Genomic DNA, 22,525 nt, shown 5'->3' on the forward strand with positions numbered 1-22,525 from the left:
GGAATGATTGATCCCATGCGTGGAATTATTCTGGCCGGCGGAACTGGATCGCGGCTGCACCCCATTACCCTTGGCATCAGCAAGCAGCTCGTCCCGGTGTACGACAAGCCAATGATCTACTACCCTCTCTCCACGTTGATCCTTGCTGGGATCAGGGACATCCTGATCATCACCACTCCGCACGACGCCGAGCAGTTCCAGCGCCTGCTGGGCGACGGATCGCAGTTCGGCATCAACCTTTCCTACGTCCAGCAGCCCTCGCCTGATGGACTCGCACAAGCTTTCATCCTTGGTGCTGACCACATCGGCGACGAAACAGTAGCGCTTGTCCTCGGCGACAACATCTTCTACGGACAGGGCATGGGAACCCAGCTTCGGAAGCATGCGGACATCGACGGCGGCGCCGTGTTTGGCTACTGGGTGAAGGATCCCAAAGCCTACGGCGTTGTTGAGTTCGACGGCGACGGCAAGGCACTGTCCCTGGAGGAAAAGCCGGAGAAGCCCCGCAGCCACTATGCGGTGCCCGGCCTCTATTTCTACGACAACGATGTCGTGGAAATTGCGCGGGACCTCAGGCCTTCCCCCCGCGGCGAACTTGAGATCACTGATGTTAACCGGACCTACCTTGAGCGGGGCAAGCTGCAGGTCGAGATACTCCCCCGCGGGACTGCCTGGCTGGACACCGGAACTTTCAATGACCTCAGCGATGCTTCCAACTTCATCCGCACGGTCGAGAACCGTCAGGGGCTGAAGATCGGTGCCCCTGAGGAGATCGCATGGCGCCAGGGCTTCCTGACCGACGACGACCTACGCCAGCGTGCCGAGCCCCTGGTGAAGAGCGGCTACGGCAGCTACCTTCTTGGACTTCTGGAGGACTAGCACATGGTGATGGCCATCGCGATGCGCCTGGCCCTTTTCTCGTCGTCGTCCCTGGAGTATTAATGAGCTGGTTTTCCGTCCTGCCGACTGCCTTGGCGTGCCTGCTGCTGTTATTTGCGCCCGGCACGCTCCTGATCGTGGCACTGGGGTTGCGGAATCCAGCATTCCTGGCAGTTGCTCCGCTGCTTACGGTAAGCGTCGTCTCGGTAAGCGCCATCGTTGCCCCTTACCTCGGCATCGGATGGTCGCTCCTGCCCGTGGGGGCGGCAACGGTGCTCCTCGCGGCGGTCCTCTTCGCCATCCGAAGAATCCCGGCACTCCGCCAACCCGTACTTCCCTGGCGTACTGCGCTGGCAGGATCGCAGCGGATGCTGCTCCTTGGAGGTGTTGGCTTTGGCATTGGTGCCCTTTCCATAGCAATCCAACTCCGCACCGCCTTCGGCAGGCCGGACAACATCTCCCAGACGTTTGACAACGTCTTCCACCTCAACGCCATCCGGTATGTTCTGGATACCGGTAATGCGTCGTCAATGACGCTGACGGGGATGACCAACGGCGACAATCCGCCGTACTTCTACCCGGCGGCATGGCATGGGCTGGCCTCGCTCCTTATCCAGCTGACGGGCGCCCCGCTGCCGGCCTCCGTCAATATCCTGAACCTTTGTATCGCCGCCGGCGTCTGGACCTTGGGCTGCATGTTTCTGGTGCGTACCTTGGTCGGGCCGAACCCCTATGCCGTGGGGGCAGCAGGCGTCCTGGCAGCCGGGTTTGGCTCCTTCCCCATACTGCTGCTGGATTTTGGTGTCCTCTACCCTAATTTCCTTGCCGTCAGCATGCTGCCTGCAGCTTTGGCTTGCGTGAGCATCTTCTTCGGCAGCCGCCAGTTCGTAAACATCGGTCCCGGAGCCCGGTTCCTCCTGGCTCCCATGACGGCCCTCGGCGTGGCGATAGCACACCCGAACGGGGTCATGTCACTTCTCGCGCTCTCCGTACCCGTCCTGCTTGCGGCCTGGGCCTTCTTTGCCATCGACCGGCGCAGGGCCGGACGTCCCATTAGGCTCACCTTGGCTGCCGGGGCAGGCCTGCTGGCCACGTTCGGCGTCATGGCTGTCCTGTGGAAGATCATCAGGCCTCCCGCTGTAGCGGCGTTCTGGCCACCAATCCAGACTCAGGGCCAGGCCCTTGGGGAAGTCCTAACCAACTCAGCCATGCAACGTCCCGTCGCATGGGCAGTGAGCGCCCTTGCGATAGTGGGACTGGCAATTGTGTTCCGGCGGCGCGCCACAGCCTGGTTCGCGGGATCATTCATCGTCGTCGCACTGCTCTTCGTCGTCGTGTCAGCCGGCCCGGCGGGCCGGTACAGGGACTTGCTGACCGGCGTCTGGTACAACGACAGCTACCGACTCGCAGCCCTGCTGCCCGTCGTCGGAGTGCCGCTGGCAGCGATCGGTGCCGCCTGGCTGATCGAACGCTTGCAGGAACGCACCCTCCGGCTTCGGAGCAAAGCGGCCCCCGGGGCCGCCCCGGGACTCCTGGACAGCGCAGGGCCAATCATTGCGCTGGTGGTCGTGGGCCTGCTGCAGGCACCGCCTATGGTTACGCCCGTGTTGTCCGCGCAGGCGAACTACTCGACGACGCCGGATTCCCCATTGGTCAGTTCCGACGAGATGGCCATCATCCAGGAACTCGACAACTATGTCCCGACGGATGCAACCGTCGCGGTCAACCCCTGGACCGGTGGGGCCATGGCCTTTGCCATTGCGGACCGCAACACCACGTCGAAGCACACCCTCACGACCTACACCAAGGCCACCGAGCTGCTGAACGACAAGTTCCGCGAAGCAGCCACCGACCCCTCAGTGTGCGCGGCTGCGCGGGACGGCAATGTCCGGTATGTCCTCGACTTCGGCACGCGTGAAGTCCACGGTGGGAATCACGGCTTCCAGGGATTGCAAATCCCCGACGCGGCTCCGGGATTCAAGCTCCTGGACCAAAAGGGCGACGCGAAGCTGTTCCAAGTCACTGCTTGCCAGTGACATCCGGGTAGCCCCCGGCCGGTAGCCCCACTGCAACCAGTGGTACTGGGCGTTCGGGATCGCTGCTGTGGTTCCCACAGAGTCGCGGACCGGGAACGCTGGTCCCTGCCTACAGCCTCAGCTTCCGCGAAAGGACCGGAGCCAAGGACTTGGCAAACGTGTTTGTCAGGTGGTTGTCGCGGTACACGAGCACGTTTCCAATGACGGCCGGGCAGGTTTCCTGGCGGCAAAGGTAGTCGGATATGTCTATCACCTCAACGCCGGGCACCTGGTCAGCTGCACGTTGCAGCGGATCGTCCACTGCGGTCCTGGCCACCTGGCACTCCGGAGACGCCGGGCTTCTGCGCTGCACGCAGTCGGGGACTGAGAAGGTCGGGTACGGATTGTCGAGGATGACAGCCACCCTCAGGCCCTCGTTCCTGAGCGGCCTAATGAGGTCGACGTAGCCCTTCACCAAGGCATCCGGCGTGTCCCACCTCCAGTGGAGGGCCTCCTCGTAACCACGGGGCACCATCCCGGCAATCACCACCAGGTCCGGCCGGAGGTCCAGGATCCTTTGCAGGGACACTTGATTCTGCGCCGAACAGTTTGAGTAGACCGTTGAATCATCGGCGGGTGGCACGGCACTAAACGGACACCCGTTACGGACCATTGCATGGATCTGCCAGCCAGCCGGTTTCCCGGCGAGCACCATAGGGTCCACGAACTGGGCAGCGTGGGAGTCACCCACGATCACCATGTGCTTGGATGGGTCCGCGGACCCGTAGACGCACTTTTCGGGCCCCATAGCCGCCGGATCGTATACCCCGCAGCCATCTCCCGCCGTCGTTGGAACGTCTTTCAATGCCAGGGAGGCTTCCGGCCGAATCGGGAGTCCGGAGGGGACCGGCTTCTCATGGCCGGGGTCAAAGGCCATGGCACCCGGGTATTCACGGGTGTTGAGCAAGCTTTGGAGCTCTTGGGCTTTGGCTTCCACGATGCCCCACGGAACCAATGCGGACCCCGAGGTTGCGACCACTACACCGGCTGCCACGAGGAAGGTGGCAGCGGAACGAAAACGGACCCTCATGGTCCTGGCCTGGTTCGTCTTGGGACTGTGACGGACATGCCTGAAACGCTGCTCGACAAAATAGTAGGAAAGCGTTGCGCAGAGCATGCTGAGTACCAGGATCGCGGCACCATGCAGGATCCCGGGTCCGCGGCCGAGGAAGTACACGTAAAAGACGACAATCGGCCAGTGCCACAGGTACAGCGAATACGAGATGTCGCCAATAAAGGTTACGGGCCGCCAACTTAGTAGTGCGGGCACGGAGAGGAAACCCGGGGCCGGATCCTGGCCTCCCGCACATAGAATCAATATCGTAGCTGCGACCGGGATCAAGGCCACATACCCCGGAAAGGCCAAGGACGTGGAGAACGTCAGGGCCGCGAAAAGAATACCTGCCAGGCCGGCCCACCCTGCCACCAGCTTGGGTGTGCGTCCCGGCAGGCCGCCCTTGAGGAGCACGGCGACCAAGCCTCCTGCCCCCAGCTCCCAGATACGGGTGCTCGTGGCGAAGTAGGCAACGTCGTGATCGGAACTGGACAGGAAGATGCTGTGGACGAACGAGCAGACGGTGAGGCCGCCGATGACAGCGACGCAAACGGATGCAGCAGCCCACTTGAACTTCCGGGCGAGGAAGACGCCGCCGAGCAGGAAAATGGGCACGAAGATGTAGAACTGCTCCTCAACGGCCAGGGACCAGTAGTGCTGGACCGGCGAAACCGAGGCTGTGGCGTGCGCGTAGCTGTTGGCACTAAACGCCTGGTTCCAGTTCTGGACCTGGAGCCCTGAGGCAATCACGTCCAGGCTGACCGACTGCCATCGGCTTTGCGGAAGGAGCATCACCGTCCCCAGGACGATGACCAGAAGCACGAGGGTCGCTGCCGGAAGCAGCCGCACAATCCTTCGTTCGTAAAAGGACAACAGGTCAAGGCTGTTGGATTTAGAAATCTCCCGAACGAGTGAGCCTACGATCAGGAATCCGGAGATCACAAAGAAGACGTCAACGCCGACAAAGCCCCCGGGGAGAATAGTCGGCCAGACGTGGTAAACGATGACCAGGCCCACAGCGACCGCACGGAGGCCCTGAATGTCAGAACGGACCGATCTGAGTTTTCGACCGACTGGAGTTGTCCGGACATGGCGGCCAACCAGCATCTCTACTGTTCGGGGCATCAGCGCCGCGATCTCACGCGCGTAGTCATTGCAGGGCCTGTCGGGTGCGAAGGATCAGGACCGCAGGAGCGCAACCGCGTCGTGGATGGAGCCGTCGAACTTCACGTTGCCGTGCTCCAGCAGTATGCCCCGTTCGCAAATCCTGGACACAAGGTCGAGGTCGTGGCTCACGACTACCAGGGTCTTCCCGTCACGAGCCAGTTCTTGAATCTTGTCGATGCATTTTCGCTGGAAGGGCTCGTCGCCTACGGCAAGGATCTCGTCAATGAGGAACACTTCGGGGTCGGTGTGGACCGCTACGGAAAACGCGAGCCGCAAATACATCCCGGAGGAGTAGAACTTAACTTCGGTGTCGATGAACTGGCCGATCTCCGAGAACTCCACGATCTCGTCGAACCGGTCATTGACCTGCTGTTCAGTCATACCGAGGATCGCCCCGTTGAGGTAAACGTTATCCCTCCCCGACAGGTCAGGGTGGAAACCGGCGCCAACCTCAATCAGCCCGGCTACCCGCCCCCTCGTCTTGACCGTGCCGGTGTCGGGCAGCATCACTCCCGAAATGTGTTTCAGCAGCGTTGATTTACCCGAGCCGTTCAGTCCCAGCAGCGCTACCGTTTCGCCCGCTTGGACCTCAACGGAAACGTTCTTCAAAGCATGGAACTTTTCGGACAGATCACCCTTTCGGCCCTTGGCCAACCACACCACAGCCTCTTTCAGGGACCTGGTGTGGCGCAACACGAACTGCTTGCTGATATTCGAAACTTCTATCGCCGTGACCACTTAGAGCTCCTGTGCGAAACGGCCCTCGAGGCGCCGAAAGGTGTACTGACCCAAAACAACAATGACCACCGCAACCACGAGCCCGACGGGCAGCCACAGACCAAAGAGGTTCGGTGGCATGGCTGCTGAACCGTCCGTCGTCGGATACCAAAACGCGTAGTGGAACAGCTCCACCCCGATGGTGATCGGGTTTGCCTGGTAGATGGCAAACGCGGTGCTTCCAAGCTTCTGCTCAACCATGGACCACGCGTACATGACGGGGGAAGCCCAGGTGGCAACCATCAACAGCATGTCCACGAGGTTTTCCGAATCGCGGAAGTATACGTTGGCTGCACCGAAGAGCAAGCCCAAGCCGGTCGCAAGTAGTCCCACGATAATAAAGCCGGCAACGGCAGCCAACAGTTGCACCAGGTTCGGATGCCATCCCGCGAAGATGCAGCCGACGACGAGAACCACGAGCTGGGGGAAGAAGTGAACCGCAGACACCCAGACGGAGGCCACGGGGAACAATTCGCGTGGAAGGTAGATCTTCTTGATCAGGTTTCCGTTCATGACGATGGACCGTGCCGCATTGCCCAATGCCTCGGAAAAGAAATTAATCAGGACAATGCCGGAAAACAAGTAGACGGCATAATTTGCCAATCCGTCTGGATTCCTGGGACTTCGCTCCAATCCGAGGAAGATTCCCAACGCCACATAAAAGACGATGAATTGAACGCCCGGTTTGACATAGGACCAGAGAAGTCCAAGAACGGAGCCCCGATAGCGGACTTTGAGTTCTTTCCGCACCAGCAGCTTGAGCAGGAAACTCGACTGCTTGATGTCCCGCAGTCCCCCGCCCAGCCCTGGCGTGGTCAGGTCACTGGTGGAAATTACGCTCACTTGATCTCATTCTGCGTATGCTGCTCGAACGTCTTCCTCCACGACTCGATCGATGTCAGATCGTTCATGGCTGATTTGTATTTCTTGCTGAGTGCAGGCCATTCCTTTAACAGAGCCGCGTGGAGGCGCCCGCTTTCGGCCAGCATTTTCCTCAGCCGCTTGGGATCACGCCGGTACCACGAGGCACCTGTTCCTTCGGCATTCGAGACCACCGCACTGTCGTACTGCGCCATCCGCCACCAGCGGTTGTCCTGATGCGCCACTGTCGTCTGCGGCCGTTCGGCACTGGTGCCCGTGACCGGCTTGACCAACTGCCGGGCGATGGTCTTGGCTGCCCAGGGCAGGAGGGTGATCCTCGAAGGCTGGGACGGGCCGTGGCCGCGTCGAGGAGGCTTGTCCATCTTTGGGGCAGGAAAGTCTTCCGGATCGGGCCGGAACACAGCGTCGGAGTGCCCCGACATCATTTCCCGAATTTCCGGTAGCTTGGTAGCCAGCAGGCCGGGCAGTGCCTCTGGGCCCTTCAGCACATCTTCCAATGCCCATTGCCGTCCTTGTGCGGTGGCATACTGCATGGACACCATGTGCTTGACGTCGCCGGACTGAGACGACCTCACAATTTCGCCGCCAAACTCATATGGGCTGTGAAGCAGTGCGGCCACGACGCGGTTCCGGGAGTGGAAGTAGGCCTGCCAACCGACCAGGTCATCCTTATCAATCCAGGAGACGTGCCAAACCGCGGACCCCGGCAGCGAGACCGTGGGGTAGCCGTGTTCCTTTGCGCGCAGACCGTATTCAGCGTCGTCCCACTTGATGAACAGGGGAAGCGAAAGCCCGATGTCCCGGATGACCTTGGTGGGGATCAGGCACATCCACCAGCCGTTGTAGTCGACGTCGCAGCGCCGGTGCAGCCACGACGTCTGACGCAGGTTGGACGACAGGAAGTCGTGCCCAAGGATCATGTCCTCGCTGGGGAGTGCGGGCTGGAACCGGTAAGGGTTGACGACTTCGCCAAATGTATGCAGGACTGTCCGGTTGTACAGGTCGAACATGTGTCCGCCAACCAAGGTCGGCGTCTTGCACCGGTCCGCGAAGGTGAGCAGGCGGATGATGCTTTCCGGCTCAACGACGATGTCGTCGTCCATCAGCAGGACGTAGTCGCTGCCGTTTTCGACGGCCTCGAACATTCCGCGTGCGAATCCCCCGGAGCCGCCCAGGTTGGACTGGTTGATGATCCTGAGTTTGCCGTTAAGGGCCTCTTTGACCTCATCGAATCCGGGTGCGTCGGAGAGTTTCTGTGTGCCCTGGTCAACGATCAGGATTTCTTGCACATGCGCCAAGGCTTCAACGCTGTCGGCCAGGAGACGGAGGTTGTTCAGGCAGAAGTCCGTCTTGTTGAGTGTGGTGATCTGGAGAGTAACCGACCCCGGCGTACTCTCGACTGCGGGCCCTTGCCATTCGGCGTCGAGCATGATCAGAGGCTCGGTTCCGGCCAACAGGTCGAACCAGTACCATCCACCGTCCCCAAACGGAGCAAGCGACAGTTCAAAATGGCTTTCCGAGATTCCCTCGACACGGCGGGTATCCACCCGCTGCAGTGATCCGCGGGCGTTCGACTTGTAGACGATGACTGAACCGGCGCCTTGGGTGCGGACCTGCAACCGGATTTTGTCCACGGTTGTCCACCGACGCCAGTAGCTGGCGGGGAATGCGTTGAAGTAGGTGCCGAAGGAGACCCGCTCCCCCGACCTCACGGAAGTGGAGTGCCGCGAGAGGAAGTCCTCGACGTGCGCCTCCTTCGAGGGGCTGCTGATGGTCCGGGGCTTGGTGTCTTTTCCGTCCCCGTCGCCGATTGTGGGGAGTTGGATGCCGGTTGCCGTGCCCATGTCCATATACAGGGGGGCCGTGTCCATCTGGCTTGCGCTGGGCAGGATGACCCGCTGAAGGGTATTCCAGTTCGCCGACGACTCGTCAGCTGCCCCAACGGCGGCTTTTTTCTGGTTCGCAGTTGACACGCTCATGCGTCTACGCCTCCACTTTCCAGCTTCACGCCGCTTTGGAAGTGCGGCCGGATCTTGTTATCGAACATGCTTAGCGCGGATCCAATAGCCATGTGCATGTCCAGGTATTTGTAGGTGCCCAGCCGGCCGCCAAACAAGACGTCGGTTTCGGCGGCTGCGAGGTCGCGGTACTTGAGCAGTCGCTCCCTGTCGGCGGAGGTGTTGACGGGGTAGTACGGTTCGTCGCCTTTTTCGGCAAATCGCGAGAACTCCCGCATGATGACCGTTTTTTCGGTCTGGTAGTCGCGTTCGGGGTGGAAATGGCGGGGTTCGATGACGCGGGTGTAGGAGACGTCGTCGTCGTTGTAATTGACGACGGAAGTGCCTTGGAAGTCGCCGACATCAAGTACTTCTTCTTCGAAGTCGATGGTGCGCCAGGACAGGTCACCCTCGGCGTAGTCGAAGTAGCGGTCCACCGGACCCGTGTAGACCACGGGGATCTTGCCGACAACCTTGTTCTTGCTGTATTCGTGCGATTCGTCGAAGAAGTCGGTATTCAAGCGCACCTCGATGTTCGGGTGCTCGGCCATCTTCTCGATCCACGCGGTGTAGCCGTTGGTGGGCAGGCCCTCGTACTTGTCGTTGAAGTACCGGTTGTCGTAGTTGTAGCGCACGGGCAGCCTCGAAATGATGCCCGCCGGCAGGTCCTTGGGGTCCGTCTGCCACTGCTTCCCGGTGTAGTGCTTGATAAAGGCCTCGTACAGGGGACGGCCAATCAGTTGGATGCCCTTGTCATTGAGGTTCTGGGGATCGGTTCCGGCAAGTTCCCCGGCTTGTTCCTGGATGAGGTCCCGCGCTTGGCCGGGGGTGAGGTTGGCCCGGAAGAACTGGTTGATGGTCGCCAGGTTGATGGGGAGGGAGTACACCTCTCCCTTGTGGACGCCATAGACCTTGTGCACGTAATTCGTGAAGGTGGTGAACCTGTTGACGTATTCCCACACACGCTCGTTGGACGTGTGGAAAAGGTGGGCGCCATACCGGTGGATTTCGATACCGGTCTGCTCTTCCTTTTCGCTGTAGGCGTTGCCGCCGATATGGTGGCGGCGGTCGAGGACGACGACCTTCAGGCCGAGCTCGCTAGCGGCCTGTTCTGCGATTGTCAGGCCAAAAAAGCCGGACCCTACAATGACGAGGTCAGCGGTCACAAAATCTCCTGGTTTGAATACGGGCAGCACAATGGAGTGCATCGTCTGCTGTTCTAGCCTACCCGAGGGACCATAACGTCCGTCGAATCCGCCGGGCCCTTGTGGTCCGTCGCACATCCGACCTCAGGCGGGCCGCAGGACCCCGGCCCGCTCGATATACGCATCCCGTGTTTCGGGGCAGAGCCATTGGCTACCTTCGCTGACCAATGGTTGGCCGGCCTTGCCCACCCAGCCGATGCGCCGGGCGGGGACTCCCGCCACGAGAGCGAAGTCGGGCACGTCCTTTGTGACCACAGCGCCGGCCGCCACCATCGCCCACGCCCCAATGGTTACGGGCGCTATGCAGACTGCGCGGGCACCAACAGCAGCTCCCTCGAGGATGGTCACGCCCACTTTTTCCCAGTCCTCCTCTGTCTTGAGGGTCCCGTCCGGAGTAACAGCGCGGGGAAAGACATCATTGGTCAGGACGACTGCTGGACCAATAAAGACCCCCGCCCCAAGAACCGCCGGTTCGTATACCAAGGCGTAATTCTGCACCTTGCAGTTATCCCCCAAAACCACGCCGGGGCCGATGTAGGCGCCGCGGCCCACGACACAGTTCTCCCCTAAGCGCGCCGCCTCCCGGACCTGCGCCAGATGCCACACTTTGGTGCCCGCTCCGATACTCGCGCCTGCATCAACGTCAGCACTGTCCGCGATGGTGCCCAAAGGATTCTCCCTTGCTGCTCATGGCCCGCTTTTGAGGGGACCGGGTGTAGCGATCCTAGCCGAGCTCCTTCCGTGCAAGCAGGACTCCCTGGCAGGGTTTTCCACATAGAGCCCGAAACGGCTCCCCAGGCTTTCCGTTCATGGATAGCGTGACGCAATACGCACGAAGGATTGGCACCCATGACCCTGCATTGCACCTTGGTTGGTGGTCCGGGCTCCCCACATCTCCGGGCTCCTCTCGAACTTTCCATCGAGGCCCCGCCCGGCACGCCGGGAGCGGACATCAACGAACAGTTGTCGACAAAATTCGGCACCGGGCCGGTCACTGTGGACGGACGTGATCTCCGTTCGTTAGTCTCCGGAATTCCGCCTCTGGTAAGCGCGGCAATTCTTGTCGACGGCGGCACCCCGCAGTCAGGGCAACGGCCGCGTCGTCTCCGGGCCGCTGATACCGCGGCCCCGCTGGCACTCGCCATTCACAGTGGCGCTGCTGCGGGAACAGTCATTCCGATCCGGCGAGGCAGCTACACCATAGGTCGCAGCGGTACGCGCGTTGTCATACCGGATCCGGAGTTGTCGCGCGAGCACGCACGCCTTGTCGTCACGGACACGGAGATCATCCTGATCGACCTGGACAGTGCAAATGGCACCTACGTCGACGGTGAGAGGATCCGGAATACTGCCATCTCCACGGATTCCGGTATCAGGTGCGGGCAGTCCACCATGTCGCTGGTGTTTTCTGACCAGTCGGAGAGGGTCCTGGCCGATGCCGGAAAATCCGTGGCCGAACCCATCGTGGTCTCCGGCGGGGCTGAGGCCGGCAACCGCGCACTGCTGCTGCTGGCCGCAGTTCTCCCGCTGGCGATTGGCGTGGGGCTTGCGGTGGTTACCGGGATGTGGATGTTCCTTGCCTTCTCGGCGGCGTCCGCGTTTTCTGTTCTCGTGCCCGTCATCAGCGGCCGGAGGCAGAGGCAGGAATTGGCGGCTGCTGTTCAAGCGGCAGTGCAGGAAGACAGGGAACGCCGGCGCCGGTGCGCCCCGTCCCTTGCCCTCGTTGCCCTGGCAGCGCACCGGAGCACCCAGACGCCGGTGCCCCATTTGGCGTCCGACGGCGTGTGGCTGAGGGTGGGCGAAATGGAGCAGTCCGCCAACGTCCGAATTGAGCCGGCACGCGCCGTCCAGTCCATCCACCCGGTTGGGCGGGTCCCCATCGTCCTTGACCCGCGCCGGCCGCTCACCATTATTGCGGGCTCTTCGGCGGGCATAGACGGCGCCATCAGGTCCCTCGTCATGCAACTTGCGGGCTACCCCTTGGCTGACACGACGGGGGTGGTCGTCCACGGACGGCCGAAGAATCTGCCGTTGGCCGCCCGGTATCTTCCCAGGGCAATCCTCACCGGAACAACTGATGCCGCCCTCCGGGTCATCGAAGGAGGTGGCCCATCAGGTTCAGAGCGAAGTGTCCTGTTGATCCGCAGTACGGACCCGGCGGACGAGGGCGACGTCACAGTCCGTGAAGCCGCTGTGGAACGGGGTTGGCAGGTTCTTCATTTTCTTCCGGAGCACACCGAATCCCCTTTAGCTGACGTGTTTTTGTCCGAGGGCAGGTCGGTCATGCTCCTTGACCACGACAAGCCGGTCTTTGTCCCGGACCTTCTACCTGAGGCAGTGTTCACCACGCTCTGCCGACGCCTGGCGAAGGCGCCCAAACGGGAGGACGGGCACGTGCGCTCCGTTCCGGCCACCGTCGCCCTCAGCGAGATCCTGCCCATGACGGCGGCTGAGACCGAGAGACGCTGGGAAGCCGCAGCGGAAAGCCCGGGGCTCGCGGTGCCACTGGGCCTGGGTGCGGCCGGCCCGAGGACCCTGGACCTGCAGGCCGACGGTCCCCATGTGCTCATAGCAGGCACCACGGGCTCAGGAAAATCGGAACTGCTCCGGACCCTTACCCTGGCGCTCGCCCTGAGCTACCCGCCTGAGCGCGTCAACTTCTTCTTCGTCGATTTCAAAGGTGGCTCCGGCTTGGGTCCACTCCACGGCTTGGTCCACTGTGTCGGACTTCAAACCGACCTGACCGGCGCCGAAATGGAACGCACCCTGATGTCGCTGCGGGCAGAAGTCAGGCTCCGTGAGGAGCACCTCTCGGCAGCCGCCGTGCCGGACCTCGCAGCGTACAGGTCCTCGCACGCGGCCAAGGATTTCAACCTCCCCCACCTTGTTGTCATCATCGACGAGTTCAGGATGCTTGTTGACGATGCTCCGGAAGTGCTGCGTGAGCTGCTGCGGATCGCTTCCATAGGGCGGTCGCTGGGTATCCATCTTGTGATGGCCACGCAACGGCCACAGGGTGCATTGACGGCCGACATCCGGGCGAACGTCACCTCCAGCATTGCCCTCCGCGTGCAGTCGGATATGGAGTCAGTGGACATCATCAATTCGAAGGCCGCGGCGGCCATCGGAGTGGATACTCCGGGCCGTGCGTTCCTCGCCCGCGGTGCGGAACCTGCTGAAGCGTTCCAGGCCGCGTCCCTGCCGCCCATTTCCGAGGATCAGCTGCACGGTCCGGTCGTCATCCAGCCGACAACCACGTACCTTGCTCCCCGGGAAGCGGCGGCCCCGTCCCCGCCGTCCCCTGCGCCAACCCCTGCCACGGCGGCGGCTCCCCTGGTGGCACTCGTGGAATCCCTGTGCACGGCTCATGGCAAACAGGTCCCCCGGAGACCGGTGGCTCCTCCCTTGCCGGCAGACCTGGAAGAACCGGGGCAGGATTTTTCATCCGCCGGATACCAGGCAGCACGGTCGATGCCCGCTGGACCTGGCGACGACGAAGGCTGTGTGCGCCTGGGACTGATGGATCTGCCCCAGAAGCAGAAGGTGGTGACTCTGGCCTGGAGCCCCGCCACCGATGGGCATGCCGCCTTCCTTGGCAGTTCCACCTTCGGCGCGCCGGAAGCCCTTGAACTGACGGCCGGAAGATTGATGGCCAGACCGTCCGAAGCCCACTTCTATTTCCTGGACAGTACGGGAAGCTTTTTGCCCTTTGCGCACGCCGGCCGGACCGGGGCCCACGCCGGTGTCCACGAGTTGCGCCGGGGAGTCCGGATCCTGGAACGTCTTACCCGCGAACTAGGGAGGCGACTTAGCCGGCCGGCCGTTGGGGAGGTACCCCTGGTTCTCATTGTGTCTGGCTGGGGCTCCTGGGTTTCAGCGTTCCGGTCCGGCCCATTGGCCTGGGCCGAAGACCTGGTCCAGGACCTCGCCCGCGACGGGAGCAAGGCTGGAATAACTCTGTTGCTTTCCGGTGAACGCGAACTGGTCGCAGCGAGGTTCTACGCATCCATCCCCAACCGCTTCTATTTTCCGTCCGGCTCCACCGAAGAGAGCCGTGCCGCATGGCCCCGGATGCCCTCCGTTCCCCCGGTGGCGGGAAGGGCTGTCGCATTTGGGCCTGCAGCCGCCGGCGGCCCGACGGTCTGCCAGTTTTACCGAGAATCCCTCGCTGGCCACGGGCAACCATCTCCCTGCAGGGACGGCCTGCCTGCGGCATCGCCGCCGTTCAGGGTCGAACCCCTCCCGGCTATGATCACCGCCGTCGAGGTCACGGCACGTGCCGGGCGCAGCACAGCGTTCCGGACTGGTGCCGAGAACGGGCAAACTGGCACTGCAGACGCCTCGGCAGGAACCGGGCAAGCCCGGGCCGTCCTGCTGGGCGTGGCAGGCGACGAGCTCGATGCGATCGCCGTCCGGATTCCAGCCGGCGCCGTGATGGCAGTCCTCGGCGGTCCCGAAAGTGGCAAGAGCAACGTGCTGCACGCTATAGAAACGCTCAATTCCGGCAAGGGAGTTTTGTCAAGCCCCGTGCCGCACATGAAAGCCGGAAACCTTTGGCGGGGCGTGCTGGAGCAGGCCCAGGCCGGAGAGCTTTCGCCCGACACGCTGCTGCTCGTCGACGATGTAGACCTTCTGGACCCCGCGGCAGTGAAGGACCTGGGCCACCTGAGCGGTTTGGGCTATTCGATGGTGGTCACCGCAAGGTACAGCCCGTTGCTGCCACAACGCGTTCCTTTGATCATGAACGCCCGGGCGGCCGGCCTCGGTCTTCTGATGTGCCCGCGGACGATGGCCGAGGGTGACCTGTTCGGGGTCCGGTTTAAGGTGGAGGCGAATCTGCCGCGCGGGCGTGGCATCCTGATTTCTGAGGGACGATCGTGTGCCCTGCAGGTGGGGTGGGCAGGGGCCGCACCCTGAACTGCCGGGTGTTCCCTGCCGTTGCCCCAGATCCGGGCGTTCGTTACCCAGTCCGGACGTTTACAAGGAACGAACCAGTGGCGCCTGGTGCAGGGGCGTCAGAGAGCAGGGGGAGGACTGCCCGTTCGGGACGCGTGGCCGATCACCCTGTTGGAGAACAGCAGAACTATGGCGGCCGCCGCTGGTACCACCATTGCCGCGCCCGCAAGGACCAGGCCGCTGGTCAAGGTTGGGACACCAATCGTCAGGACGAACAGTTGGGCCACCAGCGCCGCTGCCCGGGTCCACCGGTACCCGCGATAGAGGAAGACGGATACCGCAAAGAGCCAGGCCGAAAAGGCCAGCAGGAGGCCCAGAGTGAAGACAGCTCCCCAGAAAGAGAGCACGGGGCTGCCGGTGAACAGCTCGTACCCGTACCAGCCTGCAGCAACCAGCAGGGCAAGGGCTTCGGCACCGGCAATCAACGCCACCACGGTGGCAGCAACGGGTGCGGGAGTGGAACGCTGGTCGGCCGGGCGGCCGGGTCCGTTGCCGGGCTCGTCCGGAATCGCTGGGACACCTGCTGGGTTTACCGGGGGTCTTGACACACTGGCACCCTACCGGACATAGTCGGACACTGGTGAGGGCAGGAGCCGCCACTGTGATGCATCGCTCAGGTTTCCACTGATATCAGGCGTTATTACCCCTTGTTTACACAGCGTTAACATGACAGGCTTGATGCAGATGACCAAGGGGGCCCAGAGGGCCCCTTTCCTTTGTAGCCACTAGTGAATAATTTCACAAAGGGCACTTCCCAGAAATGGAGCAACTGATCAGCATGGATTGGCGTAACCGCGCAGCGTGCCTCGACAAGGACCCGGAACTGTTCTTCCCCGTCGGAAACACAGGCCCGGCCCTCCTGCAGATCGAGGAAGCCAAGAGCGTCTGCCGCCGGTGCCCCGTAGTGGACACGTGCCTCCAGTGGGCTCTGGAATCCGGCCAGGATGCCGGTGTCTGGGGCGGCATGAGCGAAGATGAGCGCCGCGCCCTGAAGCGGCGTGCCGCCCGCGCCCGCCGGGCGTCCTAGAAGGCGGGCAGCCGGCACCGTTAAAACGGACCTTACAACCAGAGGCCCCGGATCGATCCCAAGGATCGGTCCGGGGCCTCTGTCGTTTGGTTTTACCCACCACCGGGCGCCATATCGGCGCGTACGGTCCGTGGCCTACTTCCCGTGCAGGCTGAGCCTGATCTTGACCTCGGTTCCGCCGCCCTCCCGGCGTTCCCACGTGATGGTGCCGCCCAGTTCACTGGTGACCAAGGTCCGCACGATCTGCAATCCAAGCCCCTCGACATGCGGGGTCTCCGGGAGCCCCACGCCGTCGTCTGCGATGGTTACCGTCAGTTCCTCGCCATCCTCCCCCTCGGACCTGTCGGCCAGGAGCCACACTGTCCCGGCCCTCCCCTCAAGACCGTGCTCCACGGCATTGGTCACCAGTTCGTTGATCACCAGGGCAAGCGGTGTGGCCAGGTCGCTGGGCAGCTCACCGAACGTGCCGGAGCGTTCAGTCCGTACCTGCTGTGACGGGGACGCAACCTCGGCGGACAGCCTGAACTGGCGGCCAATCAGCTCGTCAAAATCAACGCTCTGGGTCAAGCCCTGCGACAGGGTCTCATGCACAAGGGCGATGGTGGCCACACGGCGCATCGCTTGTTCCAGTCCCTGTTTGGCCTCATCACTCACCATCCGCCTGGATTGCATCCGCAGCAGCGCAGCCACCGTCTGGAGATTGTTCTTGACCCTGTGGTGGATCTCTCGGATGGTGGCATCTTTGGTCACCAACTCCATTTCCCGCCGCCGCAGCTCCGAGACGTCCCGGCAGAGCACCAACGCACCGAAGCGCTGCTGTTCATCGCGCAGGGGGATGGCACGCAGGGACAGGCTGACACCGCGGGATTCGATCTCGCTGCGCCACGGCATCCGCCCGGTAACCACCAGCGGCAGGGTCTCGTCAACCATCCGCCGGTCCTTGAGGAGGCCGGCCGTGACCTCGGCAAGGGAACGCCCTTCAAGGGATTCACCGTCGCCAAGGCGGCGGAACGCGGAGACACCGTTCGGGCTGGCATACTGCACCACGCCATCGGCATCAAGCCGGATCAGGCCGTCCCCCACGCGGGGTGCACCCCGGCGCGACCCGGTAGGCGAGGCAAAGTCCGGCCATAATCCCAGGGTGCCCATTCGCAACAGGTCATACGCGCACTGCCGGTAGGTCAGCTCCAGCCGCGACGGCATCCGCGAACTGGACAAGTCCATATGCGTGGTGACCACCGCAAGCGTCCGCCCGTTCCGGACCATCGGGACCGCCTCCACCCGAAGCGCCATCTCACTGTTCCAGTTGGTCTCGCTGGACCGCTCAATGGAGCGGCTGTTCCAGGCTTTGTCCACCAGCGGCTGCAGGTCGGAGCGGATCCCTTCCCCCACGAAGTCGCTGTGGAAGGCGGTATGCGTGGTGGAAGGGCGCACGTGGGCCAGGGCGACATAGCCAAGCTCCGGGTGGGGGAACCACAGTGCCAGGTCGGCGAACGCCAGGTCCGCGACCATCTGCCAGTCCCCCACCAGGAGGTGCAGCCATTCGGCATCGCCCGGCCCGAAATCAGCGTGTTCCCTGATGGGGTCCGTAAAGATTGCCACTGCACCTCCAGTTGCGACGCCGCAAGGCTAGCGTCGGACGATTGACCTCAAGAGCCTCAATGCTACCGACAGTGAGGCCATGTCGTCGGCCTCCAGGGCGTTCACTTCGTCGAACATGCTCTTTGCCCTGCCCAGCTGTTCGGCATTCTGCGCCTCCCAGTCCTTGAGCCGCGCCTCCGGTGAGTCGGCCGTGGACGTTGCGTCCAGCACCGCCGTCGTCATGTCCGACACGGTCGAGTACAGATCGTCGCGCAAGGCGGCCCGCGCCAGCGCCTGCCACCTGTCCTGGCGGGGCAGGCTGCTGATCCGTTCCAGCAAGGAATCCGCGTGGAACCGGTTGAACACGGTGTAATACGTGGCCGCAATGTCCTCTACCGGGTCCTTGCGGGATCGGGCGATCTTGGCAATATCCAGCAGCACGAAGCTCTCGAACAGCTCGGCCCAACGCAACGCCAGGCTTTCCGGGAGTTCCCATTCGCGACCCTTCGCCAGCCATTCGGACACCCGTTCGCGGTCATCCCCGCGCAGGTAGTCCAGCAGGCGGGCCCGCATCGGATCCATGAGCGGCTTGAACTCCGCCACTACCTCTGCGATCGGGCGGGAGACGCTTTCCTGGCCCAGCAGCCACCGGACCGCACGGTCCAGGAGCCGGCGGATGTCCAGGTGGACGGTGCTCCAGTGCTCCGTCGGGAACGAAGCCGGCAGGCTGTTCAACTCGGCCACCATCGCATCCAGTTCGTACACCTCCCGCAATGCCACGAACGCCTTGGCGACGGCCACTTCGCTGGCCGACGTTTCTTCCATGACCCGGAAGGCGAAGGTGATCCCGCCAAGGTTGATCATGTCGTTGGCCACCACGGTGGCGATGATTTCGCGTCGCAGCGGATGCGTGTCCAGCTCCGCATCGAAGCGTTCGCGCAGCTGGTGCGGGAAATAGGAGCGCAGCGTGTCCCGGAACCAGGGATCGTCGGCAAGGTCGCTGTCCCGAAGCGCCGAGGCCAGCTCGATCTTTGCATAGGCGGCCAGCACCGACAGTTCAGGGGAAGTCAGGCCCTGCCCCTGCTGCAGCCGGTCACGCAGGGTCTCGGTCGTCGGCAATGCTTCCAGGTCGCGTTTCAGGTCCGCACTCTTCTCCAGCCAGTCCATGAGCCGCTCGTAGCTCGGGCTCCACTCGGCCACCCGGCTGCGGTCGTTAAGGAGCAGGATGTTCTGGTCGATGTTGTCTTCCAGGACCAGCCGGCCCACCTCGTCGGTCATGGAGGCCAGGAAGTCCGCGCGTTCGGCCGCCGGCAGCTTGCCCGCGGCGACCATGCGGTCAACAAAGATCTTGATGTTGACTTCGTGGTCGGAGCAGTCCACGCCGGCAGAGTTGTCGATAGCATCAGTGTTGAGGATGACCCCCTGCAACGCCGCCTCGATGCGGCCGCGCTGGGTCATGCCGAGGTTTCCGCCTTCGCCCACCACTTTCACGCGCAGATCCCGGCCGTTGACGCGGATGGCGTCGTTGGCCTTGTCCCCCACCGTTGCGTTGGATTCTGAACTGGCCTTGACGTAGGTGCCGATACCGCCGTTGTACAGCAGGTCGGCCGGGGCCAGCAGGATGGCCCTCAGCAGCTCCGGCGGGCTGAGTTCGGTGGTTTCGGCCGACAGCCCGAGTGCAGCGCGCACTTGCGGGGATACGGGAATGGACTTGGCCTGCCGGGCGAAGACGCCGCCGCCTTCACTGATCAGCGACTTGTCGTAGTCGTCCCAGGAGGACCTGGGCAGCTCGAACAGCCTCTGCCGCTCAGCGAAGGAGGATGCCTCGTCCGGCGCGGGATCGAGGAAGATGTGCCGGTGGTCGAATGCCGCAAGCAACCTGATGTGGCGGGACAGCAGCATCCCGTTTCCGAACACGTCACCGGACATGTCCCCCACACCCACCACCGTGAACGGCTCGGTCTGGGTGTCGAGGTCGAGCTCACTGAAGTGCCGCTTGACCGACTCCCAGGCGCCCCGGGCGGTGATCCCCATGGCCTTGTGGTCGTAGCCTACGGAGCCGCCGGAAGCGAACGCGTCCCCCAGCCAGAATCCGTATTCTGCCGACAGCCCGTTGGCGATGTCCGAGAAAGTAGCCGTCCCCTTGTCCGCCGCCACGACAAGGTAGGAGTCGTCGTCGTCATGCCTGACAACGTTCGACGGCGGCACAAGCCGCTCGCCGCTACCTTCCGTGAGCAGGTTGTCGGTGAGGTCCAGCAGGCCGCGGATGAAGGTCTTGTAGCTTTCGACGCCTTCCGCCATCCAGGCCGCGCGGTCGGCGGCCGGATCCGGGAGCTGCTTGGCGAAGAAGCCGCCCTTGGCTCCGGTGGGAACGATGACGGCGTTCTTGACCGTCTGCGCTTTCACCAGGCCCAGGACTTCGGTACGGAAGTCCTCCCGCCGGTCAGACCAGCGAAGGCCACCGCGGGCGACCTTGCCGAACCGCAGGTGCACGCCCTCCACCCGGGGCGAATAGACCCAGATTTCGAACATCGGCCGCGGGAACGGCAGCCCCTCGATCTGCGGCGGGTCCAGCTTGAAGCTCAGATGCGGCTTGTCCTGGAAGAAGTTGGTGCGCAGGGTGGCCTCAATGAGGTTGCCGAATGTGCGCAGCACGCGGTCTGCGTCCAGTGTGGCAACCTTCTCAATGGCAGCTGCCAGGTCCTGGCGTACGGACGCCTGGGCGGCGGCGCGGCCGTCGTCGTCCATGGCCGGGTCAAAGCGGGCAGCGAAAAGCGCGATCAGGGCCTTGGTCACGTCGGCGTTGGCCAGGAGCGTGTCCGCCATGAACCCGAAGGAACTGCTGCTGCCCATCTGGCGCATGTAGCGTGCGTAAGCCCGCAGCACCGTGATCTGCCGCCAGTGCAGGCCCTCCCGCAGCACCAGGCGGTCGAAGCTGTCAGACTCCGCCGCTCCTGTGACGGCGGCGCCAAAGGATTCGGCCAGGAGTTCCCCCGTGCTGACCGGATCCACGCCGGCAGGGTATTTCAACCCAAGGTCGTAAAGGAAGAAGTCCCTGTGGTCGGCGGTTTCGATCTCGAACGGGCGTTCGTCCAGGACTTCCAGACCCAGGTTGTGGAAGTAGGGAAGGATCTGGCTCAGGCTCTTGGGCTCCAGCATGTAGAGCTTGACCCGGGCGTCCTCTTCCAAGGTCGCGCCTGCCCCCTCGGGCAGGTAGACGTGGACGCCGGGACGGTCCTGCCGCGCGTCCGCACTCCGTTCGGCGGCGGCTCCGTACTTCTCGAAGCGCGCAATATCCTCAAGCGCGTCCTCTACCTCGTAGTCCACCCGGTAGCTGGCGGGAAACGCCTCGGCCCAGATGGCGGCGAGTTCCTTGGCCTCGGCCGGGTCCCGCCCTTCGCGCAGGACCTCGGTGATGCCCTCACTCCAGGACCTCGCGGCCCGGACCAGCCGCGTTTCCAGCTCCTCGCTGTTGACGTGGCTGACATCGGCGTTCTTGGGCAAGCGGATGCGGAAGAACAGGCGGGCAAGGGCCGACTCCGTCATGCGTGCTTCGTAGTCGATCGAAACCGCCTGGAACGTTTCCCGCAGTTCCTGCTCAATGCGCAGCCTGACATTGGTGGTGTACCGGTCACGGGGCAGGTAGACGACGGCGGACATGAAGCGGCCGTAGATGTCGGGCCTGAGGAACAACCGGGTACGGCGACGTTCCTGAAGCTTCTGGATACCCAAAGCCGTTGCGGCGAGGTCGGGAATTTCGATCTGGAACAGCTCATCGCGCGGATAAGTCTCGAGGATCCCCAGCAAATCCTTCCCGGAATGCGAGTCCGGCGGGAAGCCCGCGGTTTGCAGCACAGCGTCGACCTTTTCGCGGACGATCGGAATATCCCGGACGGAGCCGGCGTAAGCGCTCGTGGCGAAAAGTCCGATGAAGCGGCGCTCGCCGTTGACGTTGCCTGCGGCATCGAAACTCTTGATTCCGATGTAGTCGAGGTAAGCCGAGCGGTGCACGGTCGAGCGGGAATTGGCTTTCGTAATGACCAGGGCGCGTTTTTCCCGTGCCTTCTTCCGGCCGGTATCGGTGAGGTGCTGGATGTGGGGGGAATCGGCGGACGCCCGCAACAGTCCAAGCCCGCTGTCTTCGCGCAGCTCGAGGACATCTTCCCCGTCGACGTTCAAGAGGTCGTATTCGCGGTAGCCGAGGAACGTGAAGTTACCGTCGTCGAGCCAGCGGAGCAGGTCCTTGGCCTGGCGCAATTCGGCGATCTGTGCGGGGTTGGCCACCTGGTCCAGGCTTCTGGCGATTTCCAGCGCCTTTTGGCGCATCTTCGGCCAGTCCTCGACAGCGGCCCGGACGTCCTTGAGTACCCTGGTCAGCCCGGCAAGCAGGGACGACTTCGCGTCGTCCGGAATACGCTGGATTTCGACGGCGATCCACGACTCCATGTGGGAGGCGTTTTCACCTTCGGCGATGAGGTGCGACAGGTTCGGCATGGCGGCCGTGTCCCCACTTGAAATGCCCAGGTGGGCCGGGACCCTGTTAACCTCTACCAACTCGCCGGTTTCCCGATTCCTGGTGGCGACAAACAGCGGGTGGACCACCAGTTTGATGGCTGCGTGCTGCCGGACCAGTTCCGCGTTCACGGAATCGACGAGGAAGGGCATGTCGTCAGTAACGACGAAGATGACGGTGCTGTCCTCCTCGTCGGCGATTGAGATCTTTGCCTGCCCGGGCAGCCGGACCGACGCCGTCGTGTGGTGCTCCCGTGCCCGGGACTCCAGTACCTCGCGAGGGTAGCTCCGGGCGTCCTCCTCCGCCAAGTGCTGGTAGTAGTCCCCCATGAAACCTTCAAGGCCTTCAATGGAGAGGGGCTGATCCTCCACACCGGATCCAGACGACATCGACAACGCCTCCACTAGAGAAA

The 22,525-nt window shown here is 63.0% G+C and carries 13 protein-coding genes; 4 read left to right on the forward strand and 9 right to left on the reverse strand.

All coding sequences use genetic code 11. The annotated features are described in order from the left end of the window. Nucleotides 1-15 precede the first annotated feature (15 nt). Both rfbA and AC4EEV_RS03810 read left to right on the forward strand, forming a co-directional pair. The gene (gene rfbA / locus AC4EEV_RS03805) at nt 16-879 is read left to right on the forward strand and encodes a glucose-1-phosphate thymidylyltransferase RfbA (protein ID WP_491330182.1); all 864 of its coding nucleotides are present in this window, start codon (nt 16-18) and stop codon (nt 877-879) included. A 62-nt stretch (nt 880-941) separates the two neighbouring features. Continuing rightward, on the forward strand, nt 942-2,915 hold the full coding sequence (locus AC4EEV_RS03810) for a DUF6541 family protein (RefSeq protein ID WP_491330183.1): 1,974 nt from the start codon (nt 942-944) through the stop codon (nt 2,913-2,915). 109 nt (nt 2,916-3,024) lie between these two features. On the opposite strand, the gene AC4EEV_RS03815 is transcribed toward AC4EEV_RS03810, so the two are convergent. From AC4EEV_RS03815 to AC4EEV_RS03840, 6 genes are all read right to left on the reverse strand, one after another. After that, nucleotides 3,025-5,133: an acyltransferase family protein gene (locus AC4EEV_RS03815; RefSeq protein WP_491330184.1), complete on the reverse strand. Its 2,109-nt coding sequence runs from the start codon at nt 5,131-5,133 to the stop codon at nt 3,025-3,027. A gap of 54 nt (nt 5,134-5,187) precedes the next feature. Then, nucleotides 5,188-5,913, reverse strand: a complete 726-nt coding sequence (locus AC4EEV_RS03820) for an ABC transporter ATP-binding protein (RefSeq protein WP_018760208.1) — start codon at nt 5,911-5,913, stop codon at nt 5,188-5,190. Then, nucleotides 5,914-6,795: an ABC transporter permease gene (locus AC4EEV_RS03825; RefSeq protein WP_491330185.1), complete on the reverse strand. Its 882-nt coding sequence runs from the start codon at nt 6,793-6,795 to the stop codon at nt 5,914-5,916. It abuts the gene before it with no gap. After that, complete coding sequence (locus tag AC4EEV_RS03830) at nt 6,792-8,813, reverse strand: glycosyltransferase (RefSeq protein WP_491330186.1); 2,022 nt, start codon at nt 8,811-8,813, stop codon at nt 6,792-6,794. The genes AC4EEV_RS03825 and AC4EEV_RS03830 overlap by 4 nt, the downstream gene beginning before the upstream one ends. After that, nucleotides 8,810-9,997 (reverse strand): UDP-galactopyranose mutase, encoded by a 1,188-nt coding sequence (glf, locus tag AC4EEV_RS03835; RefSeq protein WP_491330187.1) that lies wholly within the window; start codon nt 9,995-9,997, stop codon nt 8,810-8,812. Before glf ends, AC4EEV_RS03830 begins: the two co-directional genes overlap by 4 nt. Nucleotides 9,998-10,120: 123 nt before the next feature. After that, nucleotides 10,121-10,705, reverse strand: a complete 585-nt coding sequence (locus AC4EEV_RS03840) for an acyltransferase (RefSeq protein WP_491330188.1) — start codon at nt 10,703-10,705, stop codon at nt 10,121-10,123. A 180-nt stretch (nt 10,706-10,885) separates the two neighbouring features. Between AC4EEV_RS03840 and AC4EEV_RS03845 the strand changes: the two genes are divergently transcribed. Beyond that, nucleotides 10,886-14,953 (forward strand): type VII secretion EssC family protein, encoded by a 4,068-nt coding sequence (locus AC4EEV_RS03845; protein ID WP_491330189.1) that lies wholly within the window; start codon nt 10,886-10,888, stop codon nt 14,951-14,953. 98 nt (nt 14,954-15,051) lie between these two features. Here the strand turns inward: AC4EEV_RS03845 and AC4EEV_RS03850 are convergent, their stop codons facing one another. Further along, nucleotides 15,052-15,540 (reverse strand): hypothetical protein, encoded by a 489-nt coding sequence (locus AC4EEV_RS03850; protein ID WP_109045121.1) that lies wholly within the window; start codon nt 15,538-15,540, stop codon nt 15,052-15,054. A gap of 230 nt (nt 15,541-15,770) precedes the next feature. Between AC4EEV_RS03850 and AC4EEV_RS03855 the strand changes: the two genes are divergently transcribed. Beyond that, the gene (locus tag AC4EEV_RS03855) at nt 15,771-16,019 is read left to right on the forward strand and encodes a WhiB family transcriptional regulator (RefSeq protein WP_003804966.1); all 249 of its coding nucleotides are present in this window, start codon (nt 15,771-15,773) and stop codon (nt 16,017-16,019) included. Between the two features lie 135 nt (nt 16,020-16,154). Here the strand turns inward: AC4EEV_RS03855 and AC4EEV_RS03860 are convergent, their stop codons facing one another. Both AC4EEV_RS03860 and AC4EEV_RS03865 read right to left on the reverse strand, forming a co-directional pair. Continuing rightward, the gene (locus tag AC4EEV_RS03860; RefSeq protein WP_018760216.1) at nt 16,155-17,621 is read right to left on the reverse strand and encodes a sensor histidine kinase; all 1,467 of its coding nucleotides are present in this window, start codon (nt 17,619-17,621) and stop codon (nt 16,155-16,157) included. A gap of 27 nt (nt 17,622-17,648) precedes the next feature. Then, nucleotides 17,649-22,502 carry an NAD-glutamate dehydrogenase gene (locus tag AC4EEV_RS03865; protein WP_491330190.1) on the reverse strand — a complete coding sequence of 1,618 codons (4,854 nt, stop codon included), beginning with the start codon at nt 22,500-22,502 and terminating at the stop codon, nt 17,649-17,651. Between the last annotated feature and the right edge of the window lie 23 nt (nt 22,503-22,525).

The sequence above is a fragment of the Pseudarthrobacter sp. MOO14 genome (genome assembly GCF_058267675.1).

Bases quoted from the DNA above. Each gene is read 5' to 3' on its own strand.
- rfbA (WP_491330182.1), top strand. From the start codon at position 16: ATGCGTGGAATTATTCTGGCCGGCGGAACTGGATCGCGGCTGCACCCC.
- AC4EEV_RS03810 (WP_491330183.1), top strand. From the start codon at position 942: ATGAGCTGGTTTTCCGTCCTGCCGACTGCCTTGGCGTGCCTGCTGCTG.
- AC4EEV_RS03815 (WP_491330184.1), bottom strand. From the start codon at position 5,133: ATGCCCCGAACAGTAGAGATGCTGGTTGGCCGCCATGTCCGGACAACT.
- AC4EEV_RS03830 (WP_491330186.1), bottom strand. From the start codon at position 8,813: ATGAGCGTGTCAACTGCGAACCAGAAAAAAGCCGCCGTTGGGGCAGCT.
- AC4EEV_RS03845 (WP_491330189.1), top strand. From the start codon at position 10,886: ATGACCCTGCATTGCACCTTGGTTGGTGGTCCGGGCTCCCCACATCTC.
- AC4EEV_RS03855 (WP_003804966.1), top strand. From the start codon at position 15,771: ATGGATTGGCGTAACCGCGCAGCGTGCCTCGACAAGGACCCGGAACTG.
- AC4EEV_RS03865 (WP_491330190.1), bottom strand. From the start codon at position 22,502: ATGTCGTCTGGATCCGGTGTGGAGGATCAGCCCCTCTCCATTGAAGGC.